This is a genomic window from Labrenzia sp. R5_0 (assembly GCF_017743835.1).
Taxonomy (GTDB): Bacteria; Pseudomonadota; Alphaproteobacteria; order Rhizobiales; family Stappiaceae; genus Roseibium; species Roseibium algicola.
The window spans coordinates 837163-850124 of the sequence record NZ_JAGHRK010000001.1; the positions used below are offsets into that span (position 1 = coordinate 837163).

Consider the following 12962-nt stretch of genomic DNA (forward strand, 5'->3'; position numbering starts at 1 on the left):
ATCTGCGCGGTGCTTGGCCGGGGAGACGCATAACTTTTGCTCGTCTGGCGCCTCTCGCCTCAGACAGAGGCTCTCACCCGAACGGCCAGGAACCGTTCTCGCCAAAGAGGCTTTTCACGTCCGGCCATTCCGCGCCTTCATGATGAGCGGTGATCTCCAGAAAGATCTCCAGAAACTCGAAGCAGCCGTCGTCATGCACCAGATGGTGCGTCAGGAGGCCGACAGGCTCGGCGCCGGTGTTGCGCCGGCGGGTAAGCTGCAGGTCGAAGCGCAGCCGCGCGCTTTCCCAGCCGATGAAGCGCACCTGCTTTTTCCATTTCAGGATGTCGATGTGTGACTGGAGCTGATGCGGACGCGGAAAGTTGTGCCAGGTGAAGGTCGAAAGACCCGACAGGCCGATACCGGGCAGGCGGCGGGAGATTTCAGGATCGATCCGGTTCCAGGGCGGCACCATGGCCTTCACGAACTTGTCGCCAAAGAGTTCCCACAGGCGGTCATGACCTGCCTTGAGCTCGGCCATCAGGTCGTCCGGATCCTGCCGGGAACCAAGCTCGGCTGCTTTTTCGCCGAGGTCCTTCCGCTGGAAATTCTTGTGCTGCCAGCCGTGTTGCAGAACCAGCGCATGTGGTTCATCGGCGAACCGTTCCGCAAGGGCTTTCGTCGCCATCTTGGGGATGACCGCGAAAGCCAGATCGACCGTGTGGGTGTTGGCAAGCGACAACATGCGTTCAAGAGCTGGTGTCGGTTCGATAGCGTCGTCATCGCGCCACCAGAAGCGGACCTTGCGGCCGCGTTCGGCAAACCAGTCGAGATGATCGGTAAGCTCCTGCCGGAAGCGCTGCGGGTCAGTGGTCATGACATCCGGTCTTTCAGGTCTTGAAGCAGGACACGGGCACTTTCCTCCGCACCACCCAGGCGGACGGTGTGCTTGCTGCGCGGAAGAGCCAGAGCATCGTCTATGGCAGCGGCAAGCCGCTCTGGTGTGAGGTCTGCTTCCGGCGTAACGACCGCCCGTCCATGGCTGGCAAGCGCTTCCGCGCGTTGTGTCTGTTCGGTCTCGTTGATTTGGGCAAAGGGCACGAAGACAGCCGGAACACCGGCCTGAAGAATGTCGAGCACGGTGTTGTAGCCCGCCTGGCTGACGGAAAGGCGCGCCCGTTTCAAAAGGTCCGGAAAGTCGCGCCGGGCGCGCTCGACAATGACGCCATCCACCGCGCTTTGCCGGTAAATGGCAAAGGCGTCGTCGGAAATGTCGTGTCCGATCAGCACCCGCCACGGCGTGTCCTCCGCGCGGCGCGACAGTGGTCTGGCTTCCAGTGCCGCCGACAGCAGGCTTTCGGCAACGGCGCCGCCACCGCAGGAAATGATCACCTCGTCCTCGCCGTCCGGTCCTTCCACAGCAGGCCGTGGATCACCGCCGACATAACCGGTGTAGCGAACCAGATGGTCGACCTCTTCGGCAAAGGGGAAACTGTCTGCAAGGCGGATGAAGTCCGGATCGGAATGGATCAGGATCCGGTCGTAGAATTTCAGCGCCTGGTCCGCCATCCAGCGTTCTTTCCAGAGCTGCTTCTTGCGCACCAGAATGTCGCGAATGGAAGTGGCAATCAGCGGGACCTTGCTGCTCGCCTTGGCGGTTTCCAGAAGAGGGGCCAGTTCGAAGTCAAGCTGGCGACGACCGAAGGGGTAGGTCTCGGTCAGGAGCAGGTCGAAGTCGTCGGCCTCAAGAACTTGAATCGATGCTTTAACGCGGGCGATTTTCCAAGCATCGTCAATATCTTCATTGTCCAAAGTCACAAGACGCTTGAAGGTCGCATCCGGACTTCTGCAGGCTGGCAGTTCGACGATCTTCAGTGATCCGGTGTCGAGTGTCGGCGGTATTGTGTTGCCGCTGGCAAGTGTCACCTCAACGCCTTCGGCGGCCAGTGCCTTGCCGATGGCCGCGGCGCGCACGACATGGCCTGTCCCGAGCAGATGCTGAACATGTATGAGGGCCTTGAAGCTCATGCGTCTTTCGTCTCCCGGCGGCTCAAGTGGTTCCGCATGGCCTTTTCGGCAAGTGCTTCCAGCCGGGCAGCGCCTGCCGAAAGCGTATGGAAATGAAGGATGTGGTGGCGGGCTGCCAGGCCAAGCCTGTCCACAAGCGCCGGTTCCCGCATGGCTCGGCTGAGGTTGGCGGCAAGCGCGGATACATCGCCCTCGGGTGACAGCAAACCGGTTTCGCCATCACGGACAATGTCGGGAACACCGAAGGTGTCACCGGCAATCACGCCGACGCCTGCTGCCTGCGCTTCCAGAAACACGAGACCAAATGCTTCCCGGATTGCGGGCCAGACGAAAAGGTCGTGCCGCGCGTATTGAGCTGGCAGGTCTTCACCGGCAAGGGCGCCGAGCCAGGTAATCCGTTCGGGTGGAAACAGGCCAAGGACCTGATCGCGCATCGGGCCGTCGCCGATGAGCGTCAGATGCCAGGGCAGGTCCCGAAGTTCGACCAGTGCCGCGGCAAGCACTTCGTAAGAGCGCTGCTTGTCACCTTCGCGCATCATGCCCACGGAGAGCAGTTTCAAAGGACTTGCCGCAAGCGGCTTGGCATTGGTCGATGCGGCGAGAAAGGGATCGGCATCCAGAAACGGCAGAAGGACCGACAGGCAACGATGCGGCACGACCGCCGCAAGGCATTCGGCATCAGCGTTGTGGATGGCGGCAACGGCATCAGCGCGCTTCAAGGCTTCATCCGCGGCAGCAAACCCGAAGGTCCAGTCGCCCTGCTGCCGTTTCGGGGCGCGACTGGCTTCAACGATCGCATAGGGAAGGTCGAACCGGTCGGCAAGCGCCGGGCCGATCCAGTCCGGCGCCTTGTGATAGAGATGATAGGTCAGGAAGAGATCCGGCCGATAGCCTGACTGTTGCCAGTCGGCGCTTATCCGGTCTGCCTCTGCCAGCGCCTCACTCCGTACCTCTGACTGAATGCCGTCGCTGCCATCTTTGCGCCAGGACCTGAAACGGCTGGCAATCGTCACTTCGTGCCCCAGACTTTCCAGAGCCTTCACGATCAACCGTCCCATGGTCCGGTCACCGGACGGGACCGGATGATCCAGGGGTTTCATCGGGGCAGTGAAGGCAATTTTCATGGTTTTCCTGGCGTTCTGCCTAAAGGACTTTGCGGAACTTGTCGGCAAGGCGGTCGAGGCCGGGGTCTGTCGAGAACGTTGTTCTGACCCTCTTGGCCGCGGCAAGACCGAGACCGTGACGGGTCTCGGGGGCGGTAATAAGGCGCTGCATGGCCTCGGCTAGTTCCTTTGGTGTGCCAGGAGCAACAAGCACACCGGTTTCACCGTCGAGGATCAGTTCGGGTATCGCCGAAACCTTGGTGGACAGGCAGCAGATGCCCATGGACTGGGCTTCCATCAGGACATTGGGCAGGCCGTCGCGGTCACCGGATTTCGCGAGCTTCGATGGCAGGACGAAGAGATCCGCTTCGCGGCAGGTGGCGATCACCTCCTCGCGCGGCTGCGCCCCCCGCCAGGTGATCCTGTCCGACAGTCCGAGCGCATCCGCCTGTGCCTTCAGGTGCTCGGAAAGGTCTCCGCCGCCGATATGGGTGAAGTGCCAGTTGAGAGCCGCAGGCAGTTTTGCAAGAGCATCAAGAAGGTCGTCATAGCCTTTCTTTTCCACGGCCCGGCCAACGGAAACCAGGCGCACGGGCTCACCACTGCCATCACGCGTCGTGGCTTTGGTCTTGGGCTCCGGAAAGCCGGAAAAGTCGAGGCCGTGATAAAGCAGCTCGATCTTGTCCGGATCCTCGGCAAGGCCTTTCAGGTGTTCGGCATTGACCGCGGTACAGGTCACGCCCCAGGCCGCATCGTTGATCTTGGTTTTCAGGTCCCAGTCGGGGCTGGTCCAGATGTCCTTGGCGTGTGCGGAGAAAGACCATTTGCGGCCGGATAGATGCGCCGCATAACGCGAGGCGGAGCAGGGGGTGTGCAGATAGTGGGTGTAGATCCAGGTCACGTCTTCCGGCAGTTCATGGGCGAAGACGCAACCCTGGGCCCACCGGCGTCGCCGGTCGGCGTTGGGTTGATGCGCGAAATCGGCATCGAACAGAGCCTTGGCAGCCGCAAAGGTCGGCTGTTTCTCCGCCCAGCGTTTGGCGCGGGCAACCCGGGCCGGGTCGTCTTTCACGTATTCCGGAAGATACATGACTTCGGCTGAAATCTGCCGGTGCAGATCGTGAATGTACGGGTCGTACGGCTTGCGCAGGGCGACGATCAGGATCTCGATACCTCGCCGCTCCAGACCAAGCATTTCCTGGGCGATAAAGGTTTCGGACAGGCGAGGATAGCCTTTGACCACAACGGCGATACGGGACATCGGTCAGCCCTTGAAAGAATGCGATTTGCGGGTGGCGATGGTCAGAAGTTGACCAGCTTCCGGCTGGCTGCCTGCTGTTCGTCGAAGATTTCTCCAACGCGGTTGGAGATGATATCCAGACCGCCAAGCAGGTTGTCGACGCCGGCTGCGGAAGGCGAAGCCATGCCCGGAAGTTCGGACAAGGCCGCAGCCATCAGGTCGGGATCCGGATACTGGTCGATCGGCAACACCTTCAAGAGGCCGCTTTGTTCGGCCCGTTCAGCCCGGATGGCCTGTTCCCGGCGCGGAATGACACGCGGTACCATCAGGGTTGGCTTGTCGAAGGACAGGATCTCGCAGAACGTATTGTAACCCCCCATGCCGACAATGGCTGTAGCATTGGCAAGATAGGGTTCGATCTGCGGTGTGAAGCGGATGATCTCGACGTCGCGCAGGTGTTCGGCACGCTCGCTGAACTGGGTTGCGGCGGCCGCCGGCATGAAGGGGCCAAGCACGATCAGGGCCGGGAAAAGCGGACGCTGCCGGGCTTCGTAGGCGCGCATCACCCAGTCGACCATTTCAACGCCATCACCGCCGCCGCCTGGCGTCACCAGGATATAGGGTTCTTCGTCAAACGGCGCGGGTGCAGGATTTTCGAGCGCCGATTTCGGCAGCTCACGGCGCAGGTAACCGGTATAGCGCAGCTTGTCGCGCACCGATTGCGGCAGGTCGATGCCTTCCAGCGGATCACAGATATCTTCCGGTCCGTAGATCCAGATTTCATCGTAAAGGTCGCGCAGGGCCGGATAGACGTTCTTGCGGTCCCACTCTTCCTTCAGCACCTTCGGGTCGTCCATGACATCGCGCAGGCCAAGTACGAGCTGGGTGTCGGTATCCTTCAGGGCTTCCAGCGTCCGCAGCACTTCCCCGCGCAGGCCAAGCGGTTCCTTGTCGACGATGAAGATGTCCGGATCGAACACCTTGGCAGTGTGTTCGATGATCGATGACCTGATCGCCAGCGTCTGGTCGATGTTGATATGCAGCGATAACGGAGTGTACTCGCCGTTGCGCAACTTGATCACGCCGGGAATGCGAACGAAATCGACACGGGAGCGAAACTCGAAACTGCCGATGATCGGGGAGCCGGACAGGATCAGGACAGACAGCGTATCGAAGTCCCCGACCAGGGATTGCGCAATGGCCCGGCAGCGTCTGAGATGGCCCAACCCGAAGGAATCGTGGCTGTAAATGAGGATCTTCGGCGTCTTGGAACTCATACTGCCCCTAAATTTGTAAAACTGCCCCGAAAGGCTTATGTCTCAATTGATTGGCCCTTGTCACGTGCGGATATTTCTTGACAGGGGACTTTCGACAAGGAACGGTCTGCGGACCCTTTTAAAGCGGTTGTGGCAAATGTTAATCCCGGCTGGCGCAACTAACTCGGATCGCTAATATACCAAATATGATCTGCTTGCACATATTTGATCCTTGTCTGTTTGGATGAGCTTATGGAAAAGAGCCTTTTCGGTTTTATTTGGAAATACAGCGCCAGACAGCAAATCTTCATTCTCATGGTCACCGTACTCACATACCCGGTGGTCTATGTCCTTCTCGAGCTGCCAAAACTGATTGTCAATGATGCCGTCCAGGGAGACAATTTTCCTCGGACGATCCTTGGCGTCGATTTCGATCAAGTTCCATATCTTCTTCTTCTGTGTTTTGCCTTCCTGTTTCTGGTCGTCGTTTCGAACGGGCTGAAATTCTACCTCAACGTCTACAAGGGGCGTCTCGGCGAACGCATGCTCCGGCGCCTGCGGTTCGAGCTGTTCCAGCGGGTGCTTCGCTTCCGCTTGCCGCATTTCAGAAAGGTCAGTTCAGGCGAAATCATTCCGATGATCACATCGGAAGTGGAGGATGTCGGCGGTTACATTGGTGAAGCCTTTGCGCTGCCGGCCTACCAGGGCGGCATGCTGATCGTTCAGATCGGCTTCATCTTCATGCAGGACCCGCTACTGGGGCTTGCTGCCATCAGTTCCTATCCCATCCAGGGCTATGTGATCCCGCTTTTGCAGCGCAAGGTGGTGCTGTTGTCCCGACAGCGGGTGCGCAACATCCGCGTCATTGCCGACAAGGTTGGCGAGAGCATCACGGGCGTTGCCGAAATCCATGCCAACGACGCGGCGGCCTGGCATTCGGCGGATATCTCCGACCGCCTCTACGAGAACTTCAAGATCCGGTATGACATCTTCAACCGGAAATTCCTGATCAAGTTCCTGAACAACTTCATGAACCAGCTGACGCCGTTCTTCTTCTACCTGATCGGCGGGTATCTGGTCATTCAGGGCAATCTGAGCATCGGTGCCCTGCTGGCGGTCATCGCGGCCTACAAGGATCTGGCTGGCCCCTGGAAAGAGCTACTTTCCTTCTACCAGATGACTGCGGACGTCAGCGTCAAGTATCAGACTGTTGTCGAAAACTTCGACCCGTCGGATATTTATGACAAGGAGCGCCTGACCTCGGACGATACGGTCGACCTTTCCGGCGACGTCAAGCTCGAGAATGTCAATTTCTCCGGCGGTGCGGCCGGGCAGGAGGTCGTCGACGTCTCGCTGACCGTTCCCTCCGGCAGTGCTTGCGCGATTGTCGGTCCGGACGGATCCGGAAGGTCGGAGGTCCTGCAGCTTGCCGCCGGGCTCGTTGCGGCCGTCTCCGGCAAGGTCTGCATCGGCAGCCACGATCTCGACAAACTGACGGACGCCACTCTCGGCCGGCAAATCGCTTATGTCGGCGGGGCAGTGCATGTCTGGACGGGAACGATCCGGGACAACCTCTATTACGGTTTGCGCCACCGACCGCTCGTTCCGCCCCAGCGGGAAGGGGAAAGCCTGAAGAACTACAAGCGGCGGCTTGCCGAAGCCAAGGAAACACGCAACCCAACGTATGACCTTGCGGCCGATTGGGACGATTTCGCTGCCGCGGGTGTCAGCAACGAGAAAGAACTCGACACTAGGGCGCTTGAACTGCTCGAGACCGTCAAGATCGACAAGGACATCTATCGGCTCGGTCTGCAGTCGCGGTTCGACCCGACCATGGACGATGGCTTTGCCGACAAGATCCTGAACGTGCGCAAGGCACTCGCCGAGCGCATTGCCCACGAACCCGAACTTGGTGGCCTGGTCGAGCTGTGGCATCGCGATCGCTTCAATGCGAGTGCCAGCTTGGCGGACAATCTGTTCTTTGCAGTGCCGGCCGATCCGGAAATCACCATGGACCAGGTGCCGGATCTCGATGAGGTCAAGGCCTTCCTGGCGGAAACGGGCTTCGATCAGAAGCTTCAGCAAATCGGCCTCAAGATTGCCGAAACCATGCTGGAACTGTTCTCCAATGTTTCCGGCGACAGCGGTCTGCTCGGGGCTTACTCCTTCATCACGCTGGATGAGATTCCGGATTTCGAGCGCATCGTCCGCATCGCCAAGTCCGATCAGCCACGCCCGGGACTGACAGACGCCGATCGGTCACGTCTAACCGGGCTGGCCTTCAAGCTGGTCCCCGCCCGGCATCGTCTGGGTGTCATGACCGACGAATTGAAACGCGATATCATCAGCGCCCGCCAGACGTTCCTGGAAGAGGTCGTCAAGAACAGCGACAACTTCGTTGCCTTCGATCCGGATGTCTATCTGCCGCCGCTGACCATTGAGGACAATCTCCTGTTCGGGCGTGCACGCGTCGATCGCCGGGATGCCCGGCGGCGTATCGACGATGTTATCCGCACCATTGTCGAGGAAACCGGTTTGCGGCGCCCGATCATCTATGCGGGCTTCGGATACCATGTCGGTGTGTCCGGTTCGCGCTTGTCTGCCGGCCAGCGCCGCAAGATCGCACTGGTCCGCGGTCTTCTGAAAAACGCAAAAATCACCATATTGGACGATATCGCCACCGGTATGACGGACGAGGACAAGACGCTTCGCGAAGGCTTGAGGCAAATCCTGTCCGGCAAAACATTCCTGTTCGGCACGTCCAATGCCGAAATAGCAGCTGAATTCGATCAGCGCTTCATTCTGGATCAAGGACGGCTTTCAGAAAAAGGGTAAGACGGTGGGTGTGACAATAGGTGGGCAACCGGTCTGCGGAGACCGGCCGGGCGATTCGGTTCGGTCGGAACGAAAAAACAACGGGCGCGGGAGAAGAAGATGACACTTGAAACCGAAGTCGAGGCACTCCGTAAGGTGCCATTGTTCCGCGGGATCGACGAGACCAAGTTGAGGCTTCTGGCCTTCATCAGTGATCGGACCGAGTACCCCTCCGGCGAACGTCTTTGCTCCCAGGGAGAAGAAGGTGATTGCGCCTTCATCATCTTGTCCGGCGATGCGGATGTTCTGGTCGACACGCCTGAGGGCGAAAAAAAAGTAGCGCAGGTTTCGGAAAATTCAATTGTTGGCGAAATCGCTATTCTGTGCGACGTACCAAGAACCGCGACACTGGTCGCAGCGAATGACATGGATGTTCTCACTGTTTCGAAAGACGATTTCTTGAAACTATTGAAAGAATTTCCGGATATCTCGCTGGAGGTGATGCGGACACTGGCGCTGCGGCTTGAACGGACGACCCGGGATCTTGCCGACGCACGTCGAGGGGCTGCCAGCGGTTAGGGAGTAACACGTGGCTGAGGAATTTTCGCTTCGTTGCTGGGGCGTCAGAGGGTCCACCCCGACGCCGGGGTCGAGCACACTCCGCTATGGCGGCGAAACGTCGTGTTTCGAGATCCGTGCCGGCGACGCACTGGTTCTGGTCGATTGCGGTTCCGGCGCTCGAAACCTGGGCGTGGAAATCTGCGGGTGCAAGACACGAACCTTCGATTTGCTCTTCACCCACACCCATCTCGACCACATCTGCGGTCTTCCCTTTTTCAAACCTGCCTATGATCCGAGCTTCTCCGTCACTGCCTGGGCCGGACACTTTCAGGACGAAACCAGCCTCGTTGACATCGTCAGCCGGATCATGTCGCCGCCGATCTTTCCAGTGGCGGCCAAGACGTTGAAGGCGGTCGAGTTCAAGTCCTTTAATGCCGGAGACCTGATCCCGCGTACCGATGATCTCGTCATCCGCACCACGCGGCTTAACCACCCCGGCGGAGCGTGTGGTTACCGCTTCGAATTTAAGGGCAAATCGATTTGCATCATCACGGATCACGAACATGGCGATCCGGAAATTGATGCAGCTCTACCTGATTTCGTGCGCAATTCCGACGTCATGATCTATGACGCCATGTTCACTGACGACGAATACGACACCTACAAGGGTTGGGGACACTCCACCTGGCAGAAGGCTGTCGAGCTGGCAAAGGCCGGCAACGTAAAGACCCCCGTTCTCTTCCATCATGATCCGCGCAGGTCCGACGACGAGCTCGATGAAATCGGTCTCGCCGCTCAAAACGCTTATCCCGGAACACTGGTCGCCAGCGAAGGCATGACCTTGAAGCCGTAAGCAACGCCCTGCCAGACAAGCCTCGTTTCAATAATAAAAAAAGGGCGGCTCAAATAGCCGCCCAAAAAATCAATAAGGCTTAAAAATAGATCGATCGCCGGTTGCTGGAATGCGGGAATCCCGAGATTGCCGCCGGAAAACAAACGCTTGTGACTTGAAATGCCGTCACTCGTGCCTGCCGGATACGATCAATAGTTGTTTACAGGGTGTAGGAAATACTTGCATGGTCCATTTGGACTATAAATATGTATTTTCCGCAGCTGGGGAAGGGCGGATGGTTGGCCAGTATTTGGAAATTTGCCGGCCTCTGCAGACTGGCGTGATGACGAAATGGTCGGAACTTGATCAATGTTAAAGCGCTGCCTCCGGTTTTTGCATATGTATTGAGGTGGAGCTTCGCGAGGCGGAGCGCGCTTATCGGCAGCTGAAGCGTCAATCTGGTCTGCCCGATTTCGTTTACTGGCCTGATGCCGCAAGAACTCCCGGGGGGAAGGGTTGGCTGTCGCAGCAGAAGAATTGATTAGGCTGTCGAACCTTGCTGTATCGGCGGCACTGGATCCTGGGCGGTGGCAGGTTTTTCTCGACACGCTGAGCTGCAGCCTTGGTACGCGCGTATGCACGCAGCTGATCGGCTACGACGACCTGACCAAAGCCACACCGCTCACCTTTTCGTCAGGATACGACCCGTACATTCTGGAACTCTACGACGAGCACTACGCGGACAAGAACCCGTTTGCTGCCAACTTTGCCACCTGCAAGGTGGGAGACGTCGTATCAACCCATCAGCTGTGCCGACCCGAAACGCTGAAAAAGACCCAGTTCTACGCCGACCTTTTGTTGCCGCTTGAAGATATTACCGGTGGCGGTGGTTCGATGCTGGCGCTGGATGGCGATCGCATGTTTCTGCTCGGTGGCAACATGCGCTCGAAAGATCGCGACAAATACGAGGACGACTGGCTTCGCCTGTGCGCGCAACTCGCCCCGGTCATCCGTCAGTCCCTGGAAATCAATCGGACCATCTCCGGACTAACCTTCGAGAAATGGGCTGCAGAACAGCATCTCATGGGATCTGGAACGGCGATTTTAGTGATCGATACCGCGATGCGGATCCACTATGCCTGCGCGGAGGCGCAAAAGCTCCTGGCCTCAGGCTCTCTTGTCGGTTGTGGTTTCGACAGGCGTCTGCATTTCCGGTCCGAAGAGGATCAAGGCAGGTTCGCTGGCTTCGTGCAGCTTCAGTCCATGAGTGGTTACGATGTGTTTCGGAACTGGCAGGCAACGGATGGCAGAGGCAGGAACTGGACCTGTCGCTCAATAGGTTTGCAACTGGGGGACCTGGACAAGACGCCCTTCGGTGTTTTCATGAACAAGGCGGTCTCTGCAGTACTGCTGGCGGTCAGGCCCGAAGCCGGCAGCGATACGTTCCTGGCTCAAATGCAGAAGAAGCTTGGTCTCAGCCCGGCAGAAGCAGCAACGGTTCTGAAGCTCGCAGATGGCCGGACACCGGCGGAAATAGCCCAGGACCGTGAGATCAGCATTTATACCGTGCGCAACCAGATCAAGGCAGCGCTTTCCAAGACCGGGTCGCGACGTCAAGCCGAACTTGTGCGCAGTATTGAGCAATTGCGTTTGCAAGGCAGCCGGTAAGGGCCTGCTCACGTCCACTCACTTTACCGCGGGGTCGCTTGCGCAATTCGCGGTGCCGGTGGAAAATCCGCGCACGAGCAACGTCTTAACGGCGGCGAGATGACCACCATATCCCAGACACTGCGTTACATCCTGCAAGGCGGACCTCCGGATACCGGCATTCCGGAACGGGTCAGGGCCGAAATCCGTGCCCGAGAAGCGTCCTCCGAGCGCCTGATAGGCTGGGTCCAGCTTGGGCTCGTGCTGTTTTTCTCACTGCTTTACGCCATTGCACCAAGGGCTGAGGGATCGGCCGGTTTCAACTTCGTGCCTATTGCCCTTGCAGCCTACTTTCTGTTCACCGTCCTTCGGCTTGTGCTGTCGTACAGGTTTGAATTGCCGCGTTGGTATCTATTTGTGTCGATCGGTGTCGACATGGCCCTCCTGGTCGGGTTGATCTTTTCGTTTCACATTCAATACGGCCAGCATCCGACGTTCTATCTGAAGACCCCAACCTTGATGTATGTCTTCCTCTTCATCGGGCTAAGGGCTTTGCGGTTCGATCCTCGCTTCGTATTGACCACAGGCCTTGTGGCGGTCACCGGCTGGCTCGGACTGGTGTTTTATGCCGTGTTCGCAGACATGGACCACATGCGCGTGACCCGTAACTATGTCGACTACCTGACGGGCAACACCATCCTGATTGGTGCCGAACTGGACAAGACCATGGTTATCCTGGCCGTGACGGTCATTCTGTCCGTTGCCCTCTACAGGGGACGGTCGATGCTGTTCGAGGCTTCGAAAGATCACGCGGCTGCAATGGATCTGAGCCGCTTCTTCTCGCCGGAAGTTGCGGCCTCAATCACCGGAGCGGACACGGAGTTGCAGGCCGGCGAAGGAAGCTTGCGCGATGCCGCCATTCTTTATGCCGACATCCGTTCCTTTACTTCCACCTCCGCCACTCTGCCACCGGAAACTGTGCTGGCGGTCCTGGCCGAGTACCAGAACCTGGCGGTTGATGTGATCGTTGAGGAAGGAGGACGGGTAGACAAGTTTCTGGGTGACGGCATCCTGGCAACCTTCGGCGCTGTCTATCCCTCCACGACCTACGCCGCCGATGCGCTTCGGGCTGCAAGACGTCTGGTGGAAACCGTGGAGCGGGAACAGCAGCGTTTTCGGGACGCCGGCTGGCCGGGACAATTGCGGATTGGAACAGCGGCTGCCGCCGGGCCGGTCACGGTCGGTGTGATAGGTTCCAGGGAACGCCTGGAATTCACCGTGATTGGTGATGCCGTCAACTGCGCTGCCAAGCTGGAAGACGCCAACAAGAGCCAGGGAACCAGGGCGCTGACAGACAAGGCGACATTTGATCTGGCCGTTGCACAGGGGCACGACCTGCCCTTGATCGAAGCAAGGTCGGATGCGTCTGTCCAAGGTATCAAGCGTCCTGTCGACCTGGTGGTTCTGGCCAGATAGTCCGTCGGAGGCCCGCCGAACTGCCT

Annotated in this window: 10 protein-coding genes; 5 read left to right on the top strand and 5 right to left on the bottom strand. The window is 58.6% G+C overall.

The annotated features are described in order from the left end of the window. Nucleotides 1–73: 73 nt before the first annotated feature. The 5 genes from J7447_RS03890 to J7447_RS03910 are packed head-to-tail and all read right to left on the bottom strand — an operon-like array spanning nt 74 to nt 5627. Nucleotides 74–856, bottom strand: a complete 783-nt coding sequence (locus J7447_RS03890; protein WP_209168794.1) for a polysaccharide deacetylase family protein — start codon at nt 854–856, stop codon at nt 74–76. Continuing rightward, complete coding sequence (locus tag J7447_RS03895) at nt 853–2007, bottom strand: glycosyltransferase (RefSeq protein WP_209168796.1); 1155 nt, start codon at nt 2005–2007, stop codon at nt 853–855. Before J7447_RS03895 ends, J7447_RS03890 begins: the two co-directional genes overlap by 4 nt. Continuing rightward, entirely contained in the window at nt 2004–3131 is a 1128-nt protein-coding gene (locus J7447_RS03900) for a glycosyltransferase family 4 protein (protein ID WP_209168798.1), read from the bottom strand. The genes J7447_RS03895 and J7447_RS03900 overlap by 4 nt, the downstream gene beginning before the upstream one ends. A 19-nt stretch (nt 3132–3150) precedes the next feature. Beyond that, nucleotides 3151–4371, bottom strand: coding sequence for a glycosyltransferase family 4 protein (locus J7447_RS03905; RefSeq protein WP_209168800.1), 1221 nt, complete (start codon nt 4369–4371; stop codon nt 3151–3153). A 41-nt stretch (nt 4372–4412) separates the two neighbouring features. Next, nucleotides 4413–5627 carry a glycosyltransferase gene (locus tag J7447_RS03910; protein ID WP_022997787.1) on the bottom strand — a complete coding sequence of 405 codons (1215 nt, stop codon included), beginning with the start codon at nt 5625–5627 and terminating at the stop codon, nt 4413–4415. A 231-nt stretch (nt 5628–5858) separates the two neighbouring features. On the opposite strand from J7447_RS03910, the gene J7447_RS03915 reads away from it, so the two are divergent. The 5 genes from J7447_RS03915 to J7447_RS03935 all read left to right on the top strand — a co-directional run bounded on the left by J7447_RS03915 (nt 5859) and on the right by J7447_RS03935 (nt 12936). Continuing rightward, the gene (locus J7447_RS03915; RefSeq protein WP_209168801.1) at nt 5859–8441 is read left to right on the top strand and encodes an ABC transporter transmembrane domain-containing protein; all 2583 of its coding nucleotides are present in this window, start codon (nt 5859–5861) and stop codon (nt 8439–8441) included. Between the two features lie 99 nt (nt 8442–8540). Continuing rightward, a complete protein-coding gene (locus J7447_RS03920) occupies nt 8541–8999 on the top strand; it encodes a Crp/Fnr family transcriptional regulator (RefSeq protein WP_006931293.1) in 459 nt (152 codons plus the stop codon). Between the two features lie 10 nt (nt 9000–9009). Continuing rightward, nucleotides 9010–9834 (top strand): MBL fold metallo-hydrolase, encoded by an 825-nt coding sequence (locus J7447_RS03925; protein ID WP_022997784.1) that lies wholly within the window; start codon nt 9010–9012, stop codon nt 9832–9834. A gap of 495 nt (nt 9835–10329) precedes the next feature. Beyond that, nucleotides 10330–11481: a helix-turn-helix transcriptional regulator gene (locus J7447_RS03930; RefSeq protein ID WP_022997783.1), complete on the top strand. Its 1152-nt coding sequence runs from the start codon at nt 10330–10332 to the stop codon at nt 11479–11481. A 99-nt stretch (nt 11482–11580) separates the two neighbouring features. Then, a complete protein-coding gene (locus tag J7447_RS03935) occupies nt 11581–12936 on the top strand; it encodes an adenylate/guanylate cyclase domain-containing protein (protein ID WP_209168804.1) in 1356 nt (451 codons plus the stop codon). The last annotated feature ends 26 nt before the right edge of the window (nt 12937–12962 follow it).

Excerpts from the sequence above, each read along its gene's own strand:
- J7447_RS03890 (WP_209168794.1), bottom strand. The coding sequence starts at position 856 with ATGACCACTGACCCGCAGCGCTTCCGGCAGGAGCTTACCGATCATCTC.
- J7447_RS03895 (WP_209168796.1), bottom strand. The coding sequence starts at position 2,007 with ATGAGCTTCAAGGCCCTCATACATGTTCAGCATCTGCTCGGGACAGGC.
- J7447_RS03900 (WP_209168798.1), bottom strand. The coding sequence starts at position 3,131 with ATGAAAATTGCCTTCACTGCCCCGATGAAACCCCTGGATCATCCGGTC.
- J7447_RS03905 (WP_209168800.1), bottom strand. The coding sequence starts at position 4,371 with ATGTCCCGTATCGCCGTTGTGGTCAAAGGCTATCCTCGCCTGTCCGAA.
- J7447_RS03910 (WP_022997787.1), bottom strand. The coding sequence starts at position 5,627 with ATGAGTTCCAAGACGCCGAAGATCCTCATTTACAGCCACGATTCCTTC.
- J7447_RS03915 (WP_209168801.1), top strand. The coding sequence starts at position 5,859 with ATGGAAAAGAGCCTTTTCGGTTTTATTTGGAAATACAGCGCCAGACAG.
- J7447_RS03920 (WP_006931293.1), top strand. The coding sequence starts at position 8,541 with ATGACACTTGAAACCGAAGTCGAGGCACTCCGTAAGGTGCCATTGTTC.
- J7447_RS03935 (WP_209168804.1), top strand. The coding sequence starts at position 11,581 with ATGACCACCATATCCCAGACACTGCGTTACATCCTGCAAGGCGGACCT.